Raw genomic sequence first — 15,644 nt, 5'->3', positions numbered from 1 at the left:
AATCCCCTCAAGAACCTTTCTTGAGGGGATTTTTTATCAGTCGTTGATTAACTTGTTAGCCATTAGCCATTAGCCATTAGCCATTAGCCATCTACTCTTCATCTTCGGTTTCTTTGGAAGCATTCGAGGCACAGCCTTTCTCTAGCCAGTTATCGAGCACGCGTTGCAGCGCGTTCAAAGAGGTTGGTTTATCTAAGCGACCATCCATCAGTTTGCTGATCATATCTAACTCGTGTTGTCCTGATTCGCCAGACAAAGCAATGATTGGTGTTTGAGGTGAGCGTGCCTTGATGATTTGGCTTGCGTCAAAACCATTCATTATCGGCATTTGTACGTCCATTAAGATCAAATCGACCTTGTGTGTTTTGAACAGCTCGACGGCATTCTCACCGTTTTTGGCTTGCAAGCTATTTACACCAAGTCGACTCAGGTACATCTGAACAAGCGTGCGTTGTACCTCTTTGTCATCGACGATAAGCACGGTTGGAGCCAAATGATTCTCTGGGGTTAGCGTACTTGTTGGTTCTGAACTTTGCGTTTCTGCTTGGTTATCTGGCTTAGCTTCAGCGTTGGTTTTGTTTTCAGTTGCGGTTTGATTACCTTTCCAATCATCGAAGTAAGGCGTACGAAGTGCGTCTGCTTTGGGGGCATTGGGTACCACCGGGAAGTACAGGTGGAACTCAGTAAACTCCCCAAGTTTAGAGTGGCACTCAACTCGGCCGCCAAATGAACGCATCACTCGTTGGCAATAACCGAGCCCTAGGCCGCTACCACCGCTTTTTTGGTAAGAGAAGAAATCATCAAAAATTTTATGTGTAATGGCTTCGTCAATGCCGGGGCCGGTATCTCGGAATATTAGAACGTTCTCGTACGGTCCGGTGTTGGTGCTGATCTCAATTTGGCTTTCTGGATAAGAATCAAAGTAATAGATTGCATTACGTATCAGGTTGAAAATGACGAAGTTGAATAAGGTTTCATTCAGCTTTGCCACAAAATCAGCATGTTGTGGTAAACGAATTCGCTCAATGATCTTCTCGTTCTCAAAGCCATAATGGCTGACGGCTTGATCCACGGCCTTGTGGATAGAGGTCATGGTGATTGGTCCATGCTCGGGTGAGCTATCACTGACTTCTCGCAAGATGATATCAATCAGCTGTCGACCACGTTGAATCGCAGCTTGGCCGTTCTCAATATCAAGTAAGATCTGTTTCGCTGGAGCTTGATTATCAATGTGCTGTTTTAATAGTTCAAATTGCAATTGCACTTGAGCCAGTGGGTTACGCATTTCATGAGCGATTGAGTTAGCAAGGGCACGGCTTTGGCGAATGCGTCTATCGGCTTCAATGGTGCTTTGTACACGAGTTAACAAGGTTTGCAGTGCAGAGATCTCTTCGTTAGAGAACATCTTATCGTTGCTCTTATGTGATGAGACCAATAAGTGCGTGACCGATTTCCCCTGACCAAATAAAGGCATCACCAAAGCGGTGTCGTTTGAGCTCATCTTGTCATATAGGGCTTTTATCGAGCGCTTGGCTGGTGCGGTGTAATCAAGCTCCTGAGACAGCTCATCGAACACTAAAACGGACTTGTTGGTAGACAGGTAATCTTCGTAGAAGGTTTCGTTGTAGTTGCTGTTCACCAGACGCAACTTGTCTTCGGGAATCTGCAATAGGCTACCTAATCGACGCATTGCATCATCAATCGACAGCTTGAAATCGTCTTCTAGTGAGAGGATCTGTTGTACTGGCGTTTTCTTGTTTCCGTAGACAAAGAACGAGGCGTAGTGGCTTACGCGCTTGTAGAGAACATGCCACGTGATGCCGATAATCGCGCAGATTGGGATAGCAACAAGCCATTGACTGTCGTCTGTCAGCGGGATAAATATCGCGCCAAAAGGGATCACCAAAATAGCACAAACCAACATCGCATTTAGGCTCATGTACGCCAGGTATTTCACGCTGTAGAAGCGCGAGGTCAGCAGGGCATAGCCAACGAACAACATTTCACTTATCGACAAAGCTGGTGGCAGCCAAGTGAGCGAGAAATCACGCAAGAAGTAGGTCATGCCTAGGTGGATCGTCGCAGTAGACAGCATGAAGACTAAAATGCCGGCGATCATATAGTTGGTTTTGGCTAAAGTTAGCTTGCTGCTGTTGGCGCGCATGGCCACCAGGTTGAGTAGTGTTAGCACTACAAAGCTAATCATCCCAATAAAGAAGTACGGCGTATGCGGGCCAAACTCAATCACGAACTGGCTTGGGCCTGCAATGGTGACGTGTTCAACGGTTAACCCCGGACTTAAATTGATAAAGAAGGAGTAGACGGTCAGGGTGACGAAAATGGCTTGCTGCCACACATGAACCTTACCATTACGTTGTTCAGCGGCGAGTTTGCACGAGAAGTAATAGGCAAAGGCAAACGCAAAGAACGAGGCGAGGTTGGCAAACTTTGCGGCGAACACGGCGGCCGAGGCCCCAAGTTCCGGTAATAAGTCGGTATGGAAATAAGCGTTACTGCTGATCCACGCAACAATGCAGATCGAATACGCGATGTAAGGGGCATGGTGTGTCCCTGCGATCACTTCGTTCTTCTGTTTCAGGCGATAGCAGTAATAGAACAACCACATGACAACCACAGCCACGGTTGCAAGCAGTGTGATTGCTTTTGCATAGATGATCGCCTCTAGGCCGAAATCAAACATGTTCATCCTTTTTCACCGAGCTAGTTTTTCCTGCCGAGCGCGACTTTTCTAATGACTTTCTGCTTTCTCGCACTGCGCGTTTGTAGCTTCGAAAATCGACATTATTGAACGCTTTTACCATCATCTCAAAATTCCAGAATCCACGATAAATTGTCGTGCCATCGTCATTTAATTCGCAATATCCAGAATGGAAGTATGCATTGGAATCAATGGTTTGATAAAACTGAAGCATGAAAGGTTGCTCGATAATAGTGAAGCCAATCTTATAGCCTATTTGGTGTAACACACTCATCAGCTCTTTTTGAGAAAGGTAGAGGAAATAGAGCTTTTGTTGGGTATTGCCACTGACTGTCAGACGTAACACCTCACACAGGGCATCTTTGTCGGACAATTGTAACTGGAATTGTTGGTCAAATTCTGGGAGAGAGTAACATTTTGACAGTGTAGGCGGTGTGAAAAGTTGTAACCCTGCGAGTTCATCGTAGCCGTAATTGGGTAAACAGTATTGCCATTGCTCATTGCTGAACGTCGGTGCGTAACTTAGCCAAGTGTCATTCTTAGACCAGTCTTGAATCAGCGCAGAGGAAACCAGTGTTGGAAAGGCTTCATCGACTGGATGCTTGAGCAGAATAAAATGCTTACCTGCCTGAGAAAGGTGTAATAAAGGCAGCATCTCAAACCATTTCTCGCCCTTGATGAACACCTCGAGATTGCTTAAAGCAATGGCATCGCTGATTGGCATTCCTTGTGGGTGACTCGGTGTTTGTACCAAAAGTGGCTCATGTTCTATCTGTTCGATGATCGCACCGTAATAAGCACTGTCATTGATAGGGAGGTCGACATGAGAAATGGAGCTTGGATTTAATGGAGATTTTGCTTTGATCGCAGCAATTTCACACTCACACCAGAAATCTAGCCAATGCATATAGCACTGCCCTACAGCCTGCTCTAGAAGAGCAATCTCTGCAGATAGTGTATTTGGATAGCGCAGAATCAGATCGCGGTAGTCCATCACCTCAAACAATACAGAGTAGCTTTTGTTTTGATGCTCTGGGAAAAGCAATTCTAACTGGCTTCTACGATATTCAGTCACGTTTTGAAAAAGCTCAGTGCGCTCATGTGGCTGATAAGTGTTGATGACGAGCTCTATCAGCGCTCGCTGTTTTATTTCGATAGACAGACTGCTAGCCAACAGTGAGCCTAAAGACGACGTTAATTTCATGTTTAACCTAGCCTAGGTTTATATAATTATTTTTATTTGATCTGCACTATCTATAGGACACTGATTTTAGGTATGTGTTTGAAGTTACGTTACTTTGAGAGAGCCAATCGTAACTTTACTTGTGTCCATGTTGTGAGAAGTAAGTTGCATAATCGGGTGAGATTTTACTACTTGCACCCACCCTTAACAATAAAGATTTTCCATATTTGAATGAATTCACAGATGAACAAAGTACATTATTATCAACAACTTGTAGGGCTGGATCACAGTTTTAAAATCAGACATGATTAAGCCGAGCATAAACTTTTGAATTTATAAAATAATCTCAAATATCTATTTTTTGAACCAATATCATAATCCAAATCAACATGAGCTCATCTTATTAATTACAGCGTGAATGTATTTGGTGTAAGATATGTAATTAACTGATGCATTATATCTGTCTTATACTCGCTTATTCTCTCGCTACTCATTTTAATGATTTAAATATCAGGTGGATAAAAGCAGAGCTCCAGTGCTCGTCTTGTTTTCCTGACAATCTCCTGTGTTTATAGAGTAGTTACACCATAATCTCTGATGAAGTGATGACATTCGAGGTTTAAGCTTGCCTGCATATGAAACATTATTGCGAGTAATCCCTCGTAAATGATTGAGGTAGAGAGAATTTATGAAGAACGTACGATTAACATCATTACTTGGAACAGCAACCTTGTTGAGTGTCGTGGCGTTAGCTGGGTGTAGTCAGAAATCAGAAGTACCAACTCAACCGCAAGAGAATGCGAACCCCATCTGCAGCACTAAAAACCTGACGGGTGGTTGGTCGAAAAGTGAGATAACACCAGAAGCCAAGCAAGCTTTAAACGCAGTTCTTGGTCAAATGAACACTTCAGCTGAGCTCAAGCAGATCCTGAGTGTGCGAACTCAGGTTGTCGCGGGTTTGAATTACGCTATTGAGTTTGAAATGGATAATGGTGAAGTGTGGAACACCATCGTTTACCGTTCTCTACAAGGTGACATCGAAATGACGCAACCTGCACAGAAAGGTCTTCTGTGCTCATAATCTAGATGCGTCTGTATCTTGTGAGATAGGCTGATAGCAAATAAAAATGGCTCCGTATTGGGAGCCATTTTTGTTTTTAAGAAGACTGATTCACTGAACGATTTCAGTCGGCCAGCTCGGGCTCGGCTAACTCCTGAACACAAGCTCGGCTGATGTCTTCATCAATGTAGGCCATACCGAGTTTATTGAGGTAGTCCATGCGATCGGCAGTGCGAAGCTCGATGTCGGGGCCTGCAATGTTGTTGGCTTGATAAATTTCAGTGAGATGAGACATGAATTGCTCGCCCACACTCATCATCAATAGACTCATTGCGCCTACGTCCGGTCTTACTTTGGTGCGTTGCTTTTCAGATAGGTTTACCGCTAGTACGATAGGTTGTTCTTCACCTTCGAATCGAACGCCTCGCTCACGAACGGTTTGTTGAGCCCAGTAGTACGCCAGTTCTTTACTCTGAGTGAGAAACACTGGCTCAACCGATTCGGTATAGTTGTTGCCGATGGTTGCCATAGTTTTTGAAGCTGCTTCGTTGAGCGCTTTGTCTCCAGAACGTTTTAAACCTTGGCCTTGAATCGAAGCCAATAAAGCTGAAGATGTGCCGTGATACCAAGTATCACCCGTCGCGAAACCATTCTCTGATAACAGTGTTTTTGCATCTTGTAGGTGTGTAGGTATTGAAGTCATAGGCACTCTCAACAAATAGGAATCTGAACAAATATGTATACAGTTAGCTTAAACAGAAGTTGTTCGGTTAACCGTGGTGTGGAACACAAATCTGAGGCTTTGAGATAAAGCTGGCAGTACAAGCTTTATCTCAAAGCCTTCCCCCGGATCTTACCTAAGTAAGAGAGAAGGACGGGGGAGGCTTTAGCGTTAGCGATTAATCAAATTGGTTCGATGTATTCGCTTCACCTGCAGCTTTTAGTGCGTTCTCACCAGCAAAGTACTCTTTGTGGTCATCACCCATGTCAGAACCAGACATGTTTTGGTGTTTAACACATGCGATGCCTTGGCGGATTTCTTTACGCTGAACATTCGCAACGTAACCTAACATGCCTTGGTCGCCGAAGTACTCTTTCGCTAGGTTGTCAGTAGACAGCGCAGCAGTGTGGTAAGTCGGTAGCGTAATCAAGTGGTGGAAAATACCCGCTTCACGTGATGCGTCTGCTTGGAATGTACGGATCTTCTCGTCAGCGCTTGCAGACAGTTCAGTTTCATCGTATTCCGCGCTCATTAGGCTTGCACGGTCGTAAGCTGAAACATCTTTACCTTCTGCTACCATCGCATCGTAAGCTTGCTGACGGAAGTTTAGCGTCCAGTTGAATGATGGAGAGTTGTTGTAAACCAGTTTCGCATTAGGGTGTACTTCACGTACGCCGTCCATCATCTCTTTGATTTGACCGATGTGTGGTTTCTCAGTCTCAATCCAAAGTAGGTCAGCACCTGCATTGATTGCTTCGATACAGTCAAATACACAACGATCTTCACCAGTACCTTGGCGGAATTGGTATAAACCTGAAGGTAGACGCTTAGGTCGAACTAGCTTGCCGTCACGGTTGAAACAAACATCGCCTTCAGCCATATCAGCAACATCAATCTCTTCAACATCTAGGTATGAGTTGTAGATGTCACCTTGGTCGCCCGGCTCTTTCACTACGGCGATTTCTTTTGTTAGGCCAGCACCTTGTGAATCGGTACGAGCAACGATGATGCCGTTGTCGATGCCTAGCTCAAGGAAAGCGTAACGAAGCGCACGAAGTTTTGCGTGGAAGTCAGCGTGTGGAACCGTTACTTTGCCGTCTTGGTGACCACATTGTTTCTCATCGGCTACTTGGTTTTCGATTTGTAGACAACAAGCTCCCGCTTCAATCATCTGCTTAGCCATTAGGTAAGTCGCTTCTGCGTTACCGAAACCAGCATCGATATCGGCAATGATTGGCACTACGTGTGTCACGTGGTTGTCGATTTTGTCTTGAATACGGTCTTGTAGGTTCACATCGCCTGCTTCACGCGCAGCGTCTAGCTCACGGAATAAACCACCCAGTTCACGAGCATCGGCTTGGCGTAGGAATGTGTATAGCTCTTCTACTAGGCCAGCAACGGATGTTTTCTCATGCATAGATTGGTCTGGAAGTGGGCCAAAGTCAGAGCGAAGTGCAGCAACCATCCAACCAGAAAGGTATAGGTAACGACGGTCAGTCTTGCCATCAAAGTGCTTCTTAATAGAAATCAGCTTTTGTTGGCCGATGAAACCATGCCAGCAACCCAGAGACTGAGTGTATTGAGAGCTGTCTTCGTCGTAAGCCGCCATGTCTGCACGCATGATATCTGCCGTGTATTGCGCAATATCCAGACCTGTTTTGAATTTGTTTTGAGCTCGCATACGAGCAGCAGATTCAGGGTTAATTGCATCCCATGGAGCACCAGCAGCGCTTTTTGCAACTTCAATCATTTCGATATCTTGTGTAATTTGCGACATAACTATTCCTTAGTTTCACGTGGACATGTTGGCCAATTTGGCGAGGTCATTTGATTTGGATTAAATCTAACCATGGACAAATAATAATCATGTATGTGATAATTTTGTTAATTTATAGTTATTATATTCGGTATTTTTCTTATGAATATTGCTCGTATAGACCTTAATTTACTTGTGTATTTAGACATGTTGCTACGTGAGAGAAACGTTACACGAGCAGCAAATCAATTGGGTATTACTCAGCCTGCCATGAGTAATGGCCTTCGCCGATTGCGTGATCTGTTTGAAGACCCGCTATTAGTAAGAACAAGTGAAGGGATGATACCGACCGAACGCGCGCATAAGTTGCAGCCACTGATTCGAAACATCTTGGCGAATGTAGAGAAGACACTGCAACCGACCACAGAGTTTAATGCAGAAGACAGTGAACGCGTGTTTCGTATCATGGCGAGTGACTATGCAGAGTCGACCATTATTCAACCTCTTCTGAAAAGGTTAAGTGAGATAGCACCGAAAATACGACTGGATATCATGACGCCAAGTGACGTGAGTTATCAGGATGTAGAGCAAGGTACCGTTGATATAATTATCAACCGATTTGACGATATTCCTCAGTCGTTTCACCAGATGAGCCTCTGGCACGACGGGTTTTCTTGCCTATTTAGTTGTGACAACCCGATCGCCGACAACTTCGATATTTTGTCTTATTTAAAGGCACAACATATTTGGGTAAGTAAGACAGGTATGGGAACGGGAGTGGGAATAAACCCAAGTGAAGCACAAAAGCTTGGTTGGATAGATGAGGCATTAATGCGCATCGGTAAAACCCGTAACATCACGGTGTTTACTCGACACTATTTGTCGGCGATTCTCTTCGCTCAGCAGAAGAACCTTATCCTGACTATTCCTACCAAAGCAGCTCAACTGCAGCGCAATAATCCTAGATTGTTGATCAAGCCTGCGCCATTTGCGATTGAACCCTTTGAGGTGAAGATGGCGTGGAGTCCATTGTTACAAACCAATCCAGACCATCAGTGGATGCGTCGTTTGATTAAAAGTGTCGCTAACGAAATCGAGAGTGGAGTGACGGAATAACATAGTTTGTAGGGTATTTTTTATATGAATATCCAATATAACCGGCATAAATTAGCTAAATTCATGTCCGTTAAGTAAGTTTAAATCAGTAAAGTAAATTTGAGCTAGTCACGAAAATTTATTGAGTAGCCATCAATTAGTTTGAGAGAGATTTTATGAGCAGTCGTATTCAACAGGGAAGCTTGAACATTGATAGCACCCTCTACCAATTAATTAATGAGCAGGTGATTCCTGGAACAGGCATTGTCGCTGAAGACTTTTGGCAATCATTTGCAACCATTCTTGAAGATTTGGCGCCAAAAAATCGCGCATTGCTTATCAAGCGTGAAGATCTTCAACATCAAATTGACGTTTGGCACCAAGAGCGTGCCGGGCAAACGCTAGATCCTGTAGAGTACAAACAGTTCTTACAGCAGATCGGTTATTTGGTTCCTGAAGGCGATGACTTTCAAGTGACGACAGCCAGCGTAGAACCTGAGATCGCAACACAAGCAGGGCCGCAGCTTGTGGTGCCAATAATGAACGCACGCTTTGCACTTAACGCAGCCAATGCGCGTTGGGGCAGTCTATATGATGCGCTCTACGGAACGGACGTGATCAGTGAAAGTGATGGCGCGGAAAAGGGCGGAAGCTTTAACCCTGCTCGTGGCGCTAAAGTAGTGACTTATGCTCGTGAGTTCCTTGATGATGCAGCGCCATTAAACGGTGTCTCTCATAAAGACGTGACCAAATACAGCATCAGTAACGCTAGCATCGGCAATAAGCTCATAGCGACACTCGATAACGGCGAAGAAGTCACTCTCATTGATAGCGACCAGTTCATTGGCTATCAAGGTGACGCAAGTTCCCCTTCGTGCATTCTTCTTAAACACAATAATCTGCACATCGAAATTCAAATTGACCCAAGCGCACCGATTGGTAGCGTTGATGTGGCGGGTATTAAAGATGTGTTGGTCGAAGCTGCCCTAACAACCATTATGGATTGCGAAGACTCGGTTGCTGCAGTTGATGGTGAAGACAAAGCATTGGCTTACCGTAACTGGTTAGGCTTGATGAAAGGTGATCTGCAAGAATCACTAGAGAAAAACGGCAAAACTATTGTTCGTAACCTTAATCCCGATCGCCAATACACCAGCGTGACGGGTGGTGAGATTTCACTAAAAGGCCGCAGCATGTTGTTCATCCGTAATGTCGGCCACTTGATGACTAACCCTGCGATTATTGATGCCGAAGGTAATGAAGTGCCTGAAGGCATTATGGATGGCATGATCACTTCGTTAATTGCGATGCATGATTTAAAAGGCAACAGCGCGTACCAAAACTCGACTGCGAACAGTATCAACATCGTAAAACCTAAGATGCATGGCCCTGAAGAAGTCGCCTTTACTAATGAATTGTTTGGCCGTATTGAAGATGCATTAGGGCTAGATCGATTCACGATAAAAGTCGGCATCATGGACGAAGAGCGTCGTACTTCGGTTAACCTTAAAGAATGTATTCGTGCAGCTAAAGATCGTGTTGTGTTTATCAACACAGGTTTCTTAGACCGAACGGGTGATGAGATTCACACCAGTATGGAAGCGGGGCCTTTTGCTCCTAAAACACAGCTGAAAACCATGACTTGGATTGGCGCATACGAAGATCAAAACGTTGATCTTGGCTTAGCTTGTGGCCTGCAAGGTAAAGCCCAGATTGGTAAAGGTATGTGGCCAGAGCCGGATAATATGGCGAAGATGATGGACGCGAAAATCGGACATCCACAAGCGGGTGCCAATACCGCTTGGGTTCCTTCTCCAACCGCCGCGACTTTGCACGCGCTGCACTATCATAAGGTGAGTGTACCAAGCCGTCAGAAAGAGCTTCGTGAGCGAGTGAGAGCCAATGTCGATGATATTCTTACTATCCCGTTACTGGGCGATCAAAAGCTTACCGCGCAAGATATTCAAAGTGAACTGGATAACAACACCCAAGGTATTTTGGGTTATGTGGTTCGTTGGATTGACCAAGGCGTTGGTTGTTCGAAGGTACCTGATATTAACGATGTAGGGTTAATGGAAGACCGAGCGACGCTGCGTATTTCAAGCCAGCATATTGCGAACTGGTTACGTCACGGCATTTGCGAGGAAGCTCAGGTAATGAAAACCATGAAGCGTATGGCCGCAGTGGTGGATGAGCAAAACGCTGGCGACCCGAGTTACCGTAACATGGCGCCTGATTTTGAAAACAGCATTGCATTTTCAGCGGCGTGTCAGTTGGTATTCGAAGGCTGTGCTCAGCCGAGCGGTTACACCGAGCCAGTGCTGCACGCGATGCGTCTAAAACTGAAAGCGCAGGGATAGTGAAGCAACCGAATAACAAAAACAGAGAATGTAAAATACTAAAAAAAGAAACCCCCTTTAACCGAGCCCAAGGTGCCGCGCTTTTATAGCGCGGCTTTTTTTTGATTCATTTTTGTGGTGGGAAGGGGGGAGAATGGGGCAGGTTAGTGCTCACTAAGACTTAATTATTTCCGAGCCCTAATCACTGCCAGAACTTAGTTACTACCAACCTTATTTTCCGCCAAAGCAAAGATACTTAATGTCCATGTACTCATCGATGCCTTCTTTCGCACCTTCACGGCCAATACCTGATTGTTTCACACCACCGAAAGGCGCGACTTCGGTTGAGATTAGACCATCATTAATGCCGACCATACCGTACTCAAGCGCTTCTGCAATGTTCCACACTCGGTGGATGTTCTGACTGTAGAAGTAAGACGCCAAACCATAAATCGTATCGTTGGCCATCTCGATAAGCTCTTCGTCCGTGTCGAATTTCATCACGGGCGCGACTGGGCCAAAGATCTCTTGTTGAACGATGTCCATGCTGTGTTTTACATCTTTAAGAACAACAGGTTGAATGAAAAGCCCATTAAGTTCCTGAGTTGGCGTGACAGGCGTGGCACCTTGTTCAATCGCTCGGTTTACCAAAGCTTGGATGTTGTTCTTTGCGTTCAGGCTGACAACAGGGCCAATCGTGACACCTTCATCTAAGCCGTTACCAATCTTAAGCTGCTGAACCGCTTGATCGAATTTAGCCACAAACTCATCGTACACTTTACTGTGAACGTAGAATCGGTTTGCACAGACACATGTTTGACCTGCATTACGGAACTTCGACGCCATTGCCCCTTGAACGGCTGCATCGATGTCGGCATCGTCAAACACAATAAATGGTGCGTTACCGCCAAGTTCCATTGAGGTGCGTTTGATGCCTTTTGCTGCTTGAGCCATCAAAATACTGCCCACACGGGTCGACCCAGTGAAAGAGATTTTTTTGATAAGCGGATGCGAAGTGAATAGGTTGCCCACTTGTTCAGGGCTTTCACCAAGCACCACTTGAAGTAGATCTTTAGGGATACCCGCTTGATAAGCCAGTTCAACCACAGCAAACGCGGAAAGCGGTGTCTCATCCGAAGGTTTCACGACAAAGCTACAACCCGCAGCTAAGGCAGGAGCCGCTTTACGAGTGATCATTGCAATAGGGAAGTTCCATGGCGTAATCGCGCACGCCACTCCGATCGGTTGCTTGATGGTCACCAAACGTTTGCCTGCGACTGTGCTAGGAATGGAATCACCATAAGTGCGCTTTGCTTCTTCTGCAAACCACTCAATGAAGCTCGCGCCATACACCACTTCGCCTGCCGCTTCGGCTAACGGTTTACCTTGTTCAATCGTCATGATTCGAGCAAGGTCATTCTTGTTTTCGAGGATCAACTGGTGCCAGCGATGAAGTAGTGCAGCACGAGATTTAGCAGGGATTTTTGCCCACTCTTTTTGCGCTACATGAGCTCGTTCAATCGCGCTCGATAACTCTGTTTCTGATGATATCGGTGCGTGCCCGATGAGTTCACCCGTTGCTGGGTTTGTGACTGCAACTGCGTTGTTCGCTTCTGTCACCATAAAAGAGAGTAAGTGCTGGTTATCAATGTTTAGCATCGTGATTCCTTTGTCGTGATTACTTTAGACGTGTTGCTGATGTGCGGGTTGGCGAGTGTTCAGATCACTTCGACCAAATGTTGATTAGTCGCAGATTGTGGTCGTTAATTCGATAGTTTTGAAGCCCTTGTTTGCGCAAGCATTGTTTACCAAAGTAGGGCTTTCGAAATCCATGATCAGTTAAGTCATGGACTTCGAAATTCTTTAAGAAAGTGCTTACTGCTGACTCCAATTATCAGCTTCGATTTTCGCCAGCGCTTTTGCTGCTTTTTGAAGTGCGGGCAAGAATTTTATTGCTTCGTCCGGTTTCACTCGAATCACAGGTGCTTGTATCGCTAGGCCTAGGTTTGATTGACCTGTTGGTGAGGGTATCAGCACAGCGATACAGACTAAGCCTGGCAAAAACTCTTCATCATCAATAGCAAAACCTTGGATTTTCGCTTCTTCGATGTCTTTCTCTAGAGTCGAATAGTCGGTAATCGTGTTCACGGTGTATTGAGTCAGCGGCACGTTTCCAATTAATCGTCTGCGCTGCGACTTAGACATGTGTGCTAAAAACAGTTTGCCGGTAGCCGAGCAGTGCACGGGAACGCGAGAGCCGGGGTGCAGGTGAAAGCGAAGGGGGGCTTCAGTTTCGGCACGATCGAGATAGATGATTTCGCCACTTGAAAGAGCGGTCAGGTTACAACTCTCACCGACTTCTGCTCTCAGGTTCTCAAGGATAGTGCGTCGCGCGCTGTGCATGGTGCTATTCAAAAGTAGGTTTTCGGCAAGTTTTCTGAGTCGAATACCTGAGCTGTAGTGCTTTTCGTCGCCATCTCTTTGAATGATGCCCGCCGCTTCTAACTGTTGAAGCATTCGGTGCAGCGTGGGTTTTGGCAATCCGGTCTCTTCGACTAAACCTTGCAGAGAAATAAACTCGTCTTTTTGCGCTATCACCTCTAATAGTGCAAAAAGTCGGAGGGTCGGTGTATCCCCTTGAACTTGCGGTGTTTCTGTTTGCATACAGTGATTCATCCTTGCGATATGTCTATGCCTAAGAGTGTACATACCAAATCATTATTCTTCAATTATCTGAATAAAATTTGACCTTTTTTGTTATTTCAATAATATAAATATAAATTATGGAACAATTAATCTCAATAAATGGGATTTAAAGATGAAGGCGATTGAACGGATTATTGATAAAGCTCATTTAGATCGTAAGCGCGTTGTTTTGAGTGAAGCGGAGGACCCGCGAGTGCTAGCTGCTGCAAGAATAGCAATCGACAAACAGCTCGCTCACATCACACTTGTGGGCGATGAATCGGCGATCATCGCTGCTGCAGAACTTCACCACATTAACCTCGCTGGCATTCATATTGTTTCTCCACAGGCGTCGTCACTCAAAGAAGTGCTCGCTGAGCGGCTGTATACATTAAGGAAAGCTAAAGGCATGACTTATGATGACGCCCTAGAGCTGGTTCAAGATCCACTTGTTTTTGCCAATTTGATGGTAAGGGAAGGACTGGTAGACGGCACAGTTAATGGCGCGGTTTATACCACGTCTGATGTGGTGCGAGCTGCGCTGCAGATTATCGGCCCTGCACCGGACAGCGAATTGGTGTCGAGTTTCTTCTTGATGATGCTGTGTGAGCCTTTCCATAATCTTAAAGGCGGTATGATTTTCAGCGATTGTGGTTTGGTGATTAACCCCACTGAAACCGAGCTGGCATCGATTGCCGTGGCCGCATCAAACAGTGCTCAAACGCTACTGATGGAAGAGCCTAAAGTAGCGATGCTGTCGTTTTCGACCAACGGGAGTGCCAAACACGAATCGGTCGATAAGGTTCGTAATGCTGCTCAACTCGTGAAACAACGTTGTCCCGGAATCGCCGTCGATCAGGACGTTCAACTCGATGCGGCGATTGTCACTGAAATAGCGGCGAAAAAGTTGCCTGATTCAGAGGTCAAAGGTCAATCTAACGTGTTGATATTTCCTAACTTAGAAGCCGGTAATATCGGTTATAAGCTTGCGGAAAGGCTAGGTGGGGCTGTTGCGATTGGCCCGTTGCTGCAAGGGCTGAATCAACCAGCGAATGACTTGTCCAGAGGCTGTAGTGCCGAAGATATCTTTAATGTCATTGCCGTTACCGCGGTACAAGCGCAGCAAGGGAAAGCATCTGACTCTAAGGCTGACTCTGAAGCTGATGTTGAAGAAAGAGAAGAGTCGGAGTTTGAATTCCGGTATTAACACTCGTTGCTTAAACTAATGCGGAATCTTGCACTCATATTTACCCCCAAATAACCTAATTAGGATAGCTAATGGAGTTACCTGTTTTACTCGCCATTCTTGCCACCATTGCGGTAGGTACTTATTTCCAAACTGTCACTGGATTTGGTCTCGGTATCATTGTGATTGGGCTAACGGTCAGCCTTAATTTGGTATCCCTACCCGTTATAGCCGCTGTGGTCAGTATTGTGACCTTGTTCAATTGCTTGGTGGCGTTGATGGGTAAGCCACTGCTTGGGGAACTCAAGATTCTGGTGGTGTTAGTCATCGGTATTATTCCCGGCGTATCGATGGGCGTGTACTTGCTGGGCGCGTTGAGCGAGTCGGCAACCCAAATCCTACGAGGGCTATTGGGTGCCATGGTGTTGTTCGCTGGTTTGAGCTTTATGTTTAAACCTAAAACTAGAACGGTCCGTTCGGCAACCGTATCTTTCCTTGTCTCAGGATTTAGCTCTGGGTTAGCGGGTGGATTATTTGGGATGGCAGGTCCACCGATTGTTTATCATCTCTATCGGCAGCCTTTTACGCTCGATCTGGTGCGAAGCACACTGCTGATGGTGTTCGCTTGTACGTCGATGTCCCGTACTGTCAATGTCTATGCGGCAGGCGACATGGAACAAAGCATATTGTGGTTATCGGCTATTGCTGTTCCTCTGGTGGCGCTTGTCACAATGTTTGCTCGACGTTTTCCACCGCCGTTGTCCAATGATCAACTCAGAAAGCTAGTGTTTACGGTGTTAATGCTGATAGGCGGATATTTGATGGCTGTCTCTGCATGGTCGTTGTTTGGCTCCTCGTAAAACCATTCTCGACCAAGGAGGCTAGTGATTCGCTAGCCTA

11 protein-coding genes are annotated in these 15,644 nt (G+C 45.7%); 5 read left to right on the top strand and 6 right to left on the bottom strand.

Going from position 1 to position 15,644, the window contains the following annotated elements; all coding sequences use genetic code 11:
• Positions 1 to 91: 91 nt before the first annotated feature.
• Together BCU07_RS13475 and BCU07_RS13470 are read right to left on the bottom strand one after the other, a co-directional pair.
• The gene (locus BCU07_RS13475; RefSeq protein ID WP_102429216.1) at positions 92 to 2,701 is read right to left on the bottom strand and encodes a quorum-sensing autoinducer 1 sensor kinase/phosphatase LuxN; all 2,610 of its coding nucleotides are present in this window, start codon (positions 2,699 to 2,701) and stop codon (positions 92 to 94) included.
• Positions 2,694 to 3,923 carry an acyl-homoserine-lactone synthase gene (locus BCU07_RS13470; protein WP_102429215.1) on the bottom strand — a complete coding sequence of 410 codons (1,230 nt, stop codon included), beginning with the start codon at positions 3,921 to 3,923 and terminating at the stop codon, positions 2,694 to 2,696. Before BCU07_RS13470 ends, BCU07_RS13475 begins: the two co-directional genes overlap by 8 nt.
• A gap of 667 nt (positions 3,924 to 4,590) precedes the next feature.
• Between BCU07_RS13470 and BCU07_RS13465 the strand changes: the two genes are divergently transcribed.
• Positions 4,591 to 4,983, top strand: a complete 393-nt coding sequence (locus tag BCU07_RS13465) for a cystatin domain-containing protein (protein ID WP_102429214.1) — start codon at positions 4,591 to 4,593, stop codon at positions 4,981 to 4,983.
• Positions 4,984 to 5,086: 103 nt separating this feature from the next.
• Here BCU07_RS13465 and BCU07_RS13460 read toward each other — a convergent pair whose 3' ends face one another.
• Together BCU07_RS13460 and BCU07_RS13455 are read right to left on the bottom strand one after the other, a co-directional pair.
• The gene (locus tag BCU07_RS13460; protein WP_017059982.1) at positions 5,087 to 5,665 is read right to left on the bottom strand and encodes a hypothetical protein; all 579 of its coding nucleotides are present in this window, start codon (positions 5,663 to 5,665) and stop codon (positions 5,087 to 5,089) included.
• Positions 5,666 to 5,861: 196 nt separating this feature from the next.
• Positions 5,862 to 7,460, bottom strand: coding sequence for an isocitrate lyase (locus BCU07_RS13455; RefSeq protein WP_012600243.1), 1,599 nt, complete (start codon positions 7,458 to 7,460; stop codon positions 5,862 to 5,864).
• Between the two features lie 141 nt (positions 7,461 to 7,601).
• Between BCU07_RS13455 and BCU07_RS13450 the strand changes: the two genes are divergently transcribed.
• Together BCU07_RS13450 and BCU07_RS13445 are read left to right on the top strand one after the other, a co-directional pair.
• Positions 7,602 to 8,555: a LysR family transcriptional regulator gene (locus BCU07_RS13450; RefSeq protein ID WP_012600244.1), complete on the top strand. Its 954-nt coding sequence runs from the start codon at positions 7,602 to 7,604 to the stop codon at positions 8,553 to 8,555.
• Positions 8,556 to 8,710: 155 nt separating this feature from the next.
• Positions 8,711 to 10,894 carry a malate synthase G gene (locus BCU07_RS13445; protein WP_065583554.1) on the top strand — a complete coding sequence of 728 codons (2,184 nt, stop codon included), beginning with the start codon at positions 8,711 to 8,713 and terminating at the stop codon, positions 10,892 to 10,894.
• Between the two features lie 210 nt (positions 10,895 to 11,104).
• On the opposite strand, the gene BCU07_RS13440 is transcribed toward BCU07_RS13445, so the two are convergent.
• Both BCU07_RS13440 and BCU07_RS13435 read right to left on the bottom strand, forming a co-directional pair.
• The gene (locus tag BCU07_RS13440; protein WP_017065656.1) at positions 11,105 to 12,532 is read right to left on the bottom strand and encodes an NAD-dependent succinate-semialdehyde dehydrogenase; all 1,428 of its coding nucleotides are present in this window, start codon (positions 12,530 to 12,532) and stop codon (positions 11,105 to 11,107) included.
• A gap of 216 nt (positions 12,533 to 12,748) precedes the next feature.
• Positions 12,749 to 13,537 carry an IclR family transcriptional regulator gene (locus BCU07_RS13435; protein ID WP_102429213.1) on the bottom strand — a complete coding sequence of 263 codons (789 nt, stop codon included), beginning with the start codon at positions 13,535 to 13,537 and terminating at the stop codon, positions 12,749 to 12,751.
• 154 nt (positions 13,538 to 13,691) lie between these two features.
• Here BCU07_RS13435 and pta point away from each other — a divergent pair, with 154 nt between their 5' ends.
• Together pta and BCU07_RS13425 are read left to right on the top strand one after the other, a co-directional pair.
• On the top strand, positions 13,692 to 14,765 hold the full coding sequence (gene pta, locus BCU07_RS13430) for a phosphate acetyltransferase (protein ID WP_102332700.1): 1,074 nt from the start codon (positions 13,692 to 13,694) through the stop codon (positions 14,763 to 14,765).
• Positions 14,766 to 14,836: 71 nt separating this feature from the next.
• Positions 14,837 to 15,604 carry a sulfite exporter TauE/SafE family protein gene (locus BCU07_RS13425; RefSeq protein WP_102429212.1) on the top strand — a complete coding sequence of 256 codons (768 nt, stop codon included), beginning with the start codon at positions 14,837 to 14,839 and terminating at the stop codon, positions 15,602 to 15,604.
• Positions 15,605 to 15,644 lie beyond the last annotated feature (40 nt).

It is taken from the genome of Vibrio sp. 10N.261.54.E10, from assembly GCF_002877735.2.
Classification (GTDB): domain Bacteria; phylum Pseudomonadota; class Gammaproteobacteria; order Enterobacterales; family Vibrionaceae; genus Vibrio; species Vibrio crassostreae_C.
This window is presented reverse-complemented; position numbering and strand designations above follow the sequence as displayed.

What these genes read in the sequence shown, in the direction of transcription:
- BCU07_RS13440 (WP_017065656.1), bottom strand. Translation starts at nt 12,532, where the DNA reads ATGCTAAACATTGATAACCAGCACTTACTCTCTTTTATGGTGACAGAA.
- BCU07_RS13455 (WP_012600243.1), bottom strand. Translation starts at nt 7,460, where the DNA reads ATGTCGCAAATTACACAAGATATCGAAATGATTGAAGTTGCAAAAAGC.
- BCU07_RS13450 (WP_012600244.1), top strand. Translation starts at nt 7,602, where the DNA reads ATGAATATTGCTCGTATAGACCTTAATTTACTTGTGTATTTAGACATG.
- BCU07_RS13445 (WP_065583554.1), top strand. Translation starts at nt 8,711, where the DNA reads ATGAGCAGTCGTATTCAACAGGGAAGCTTGAACATTGATAGCACCCTC.
- BCU07_RS13460 (WP_017059982.1), bottom strand. Translation starts at nt 5,665, where the DNA reads ATGACTTCAATACCTACACACCTACAAGATGCAAAAACACTGTTATCA.
- BCU07_RS13425 (WP_102429212.1), top strand. Translation starts at nt 14,837, where the DNA reads ATGGAGTTACCTGTTTTACTCGCCATTCTTGCCACCATTGCGGTAGGT.
- BCU07_RS13465 (WP_102429214.1), top strand. Translation starts at nt 4,591, where the DNA reads ATGAAGAACGTACGATTAACATCATTACTTGGAACAGCAACCTTGTTG.
- BCU07_RS13470 (WP_102429215.1), bottom strand. Translation starts at nt 3,923, where the DNA reads ATGAAATTAACGTCGTCTTTAGGCTCACTGTTGGCTAGCAGTCTGTCT.
- pta (WP_102332700.1), top strand. Translation starts at nt 13,692, where the DNA reads ATGAAGGCGATTGAACGGATTATTGATAAAGCTCATTTAGATCGTAAG.
- BCU07_RS13435 (WP_102429213.1), bottom strand. Translation starts at nt 13,537, where the DNA reads ATGCAAACAGAAACACCGCAAGTTCAAGGGGATACACCGACCCTCCGA.
- BCU07_RS13475 (WP_102429216.1), bottom strand. Translation starts at nt 2,701, where the DNA reads ATGTTTGATTTCGGCCTAGAGGCGATCATCTATGCAAAAGCAATCACA.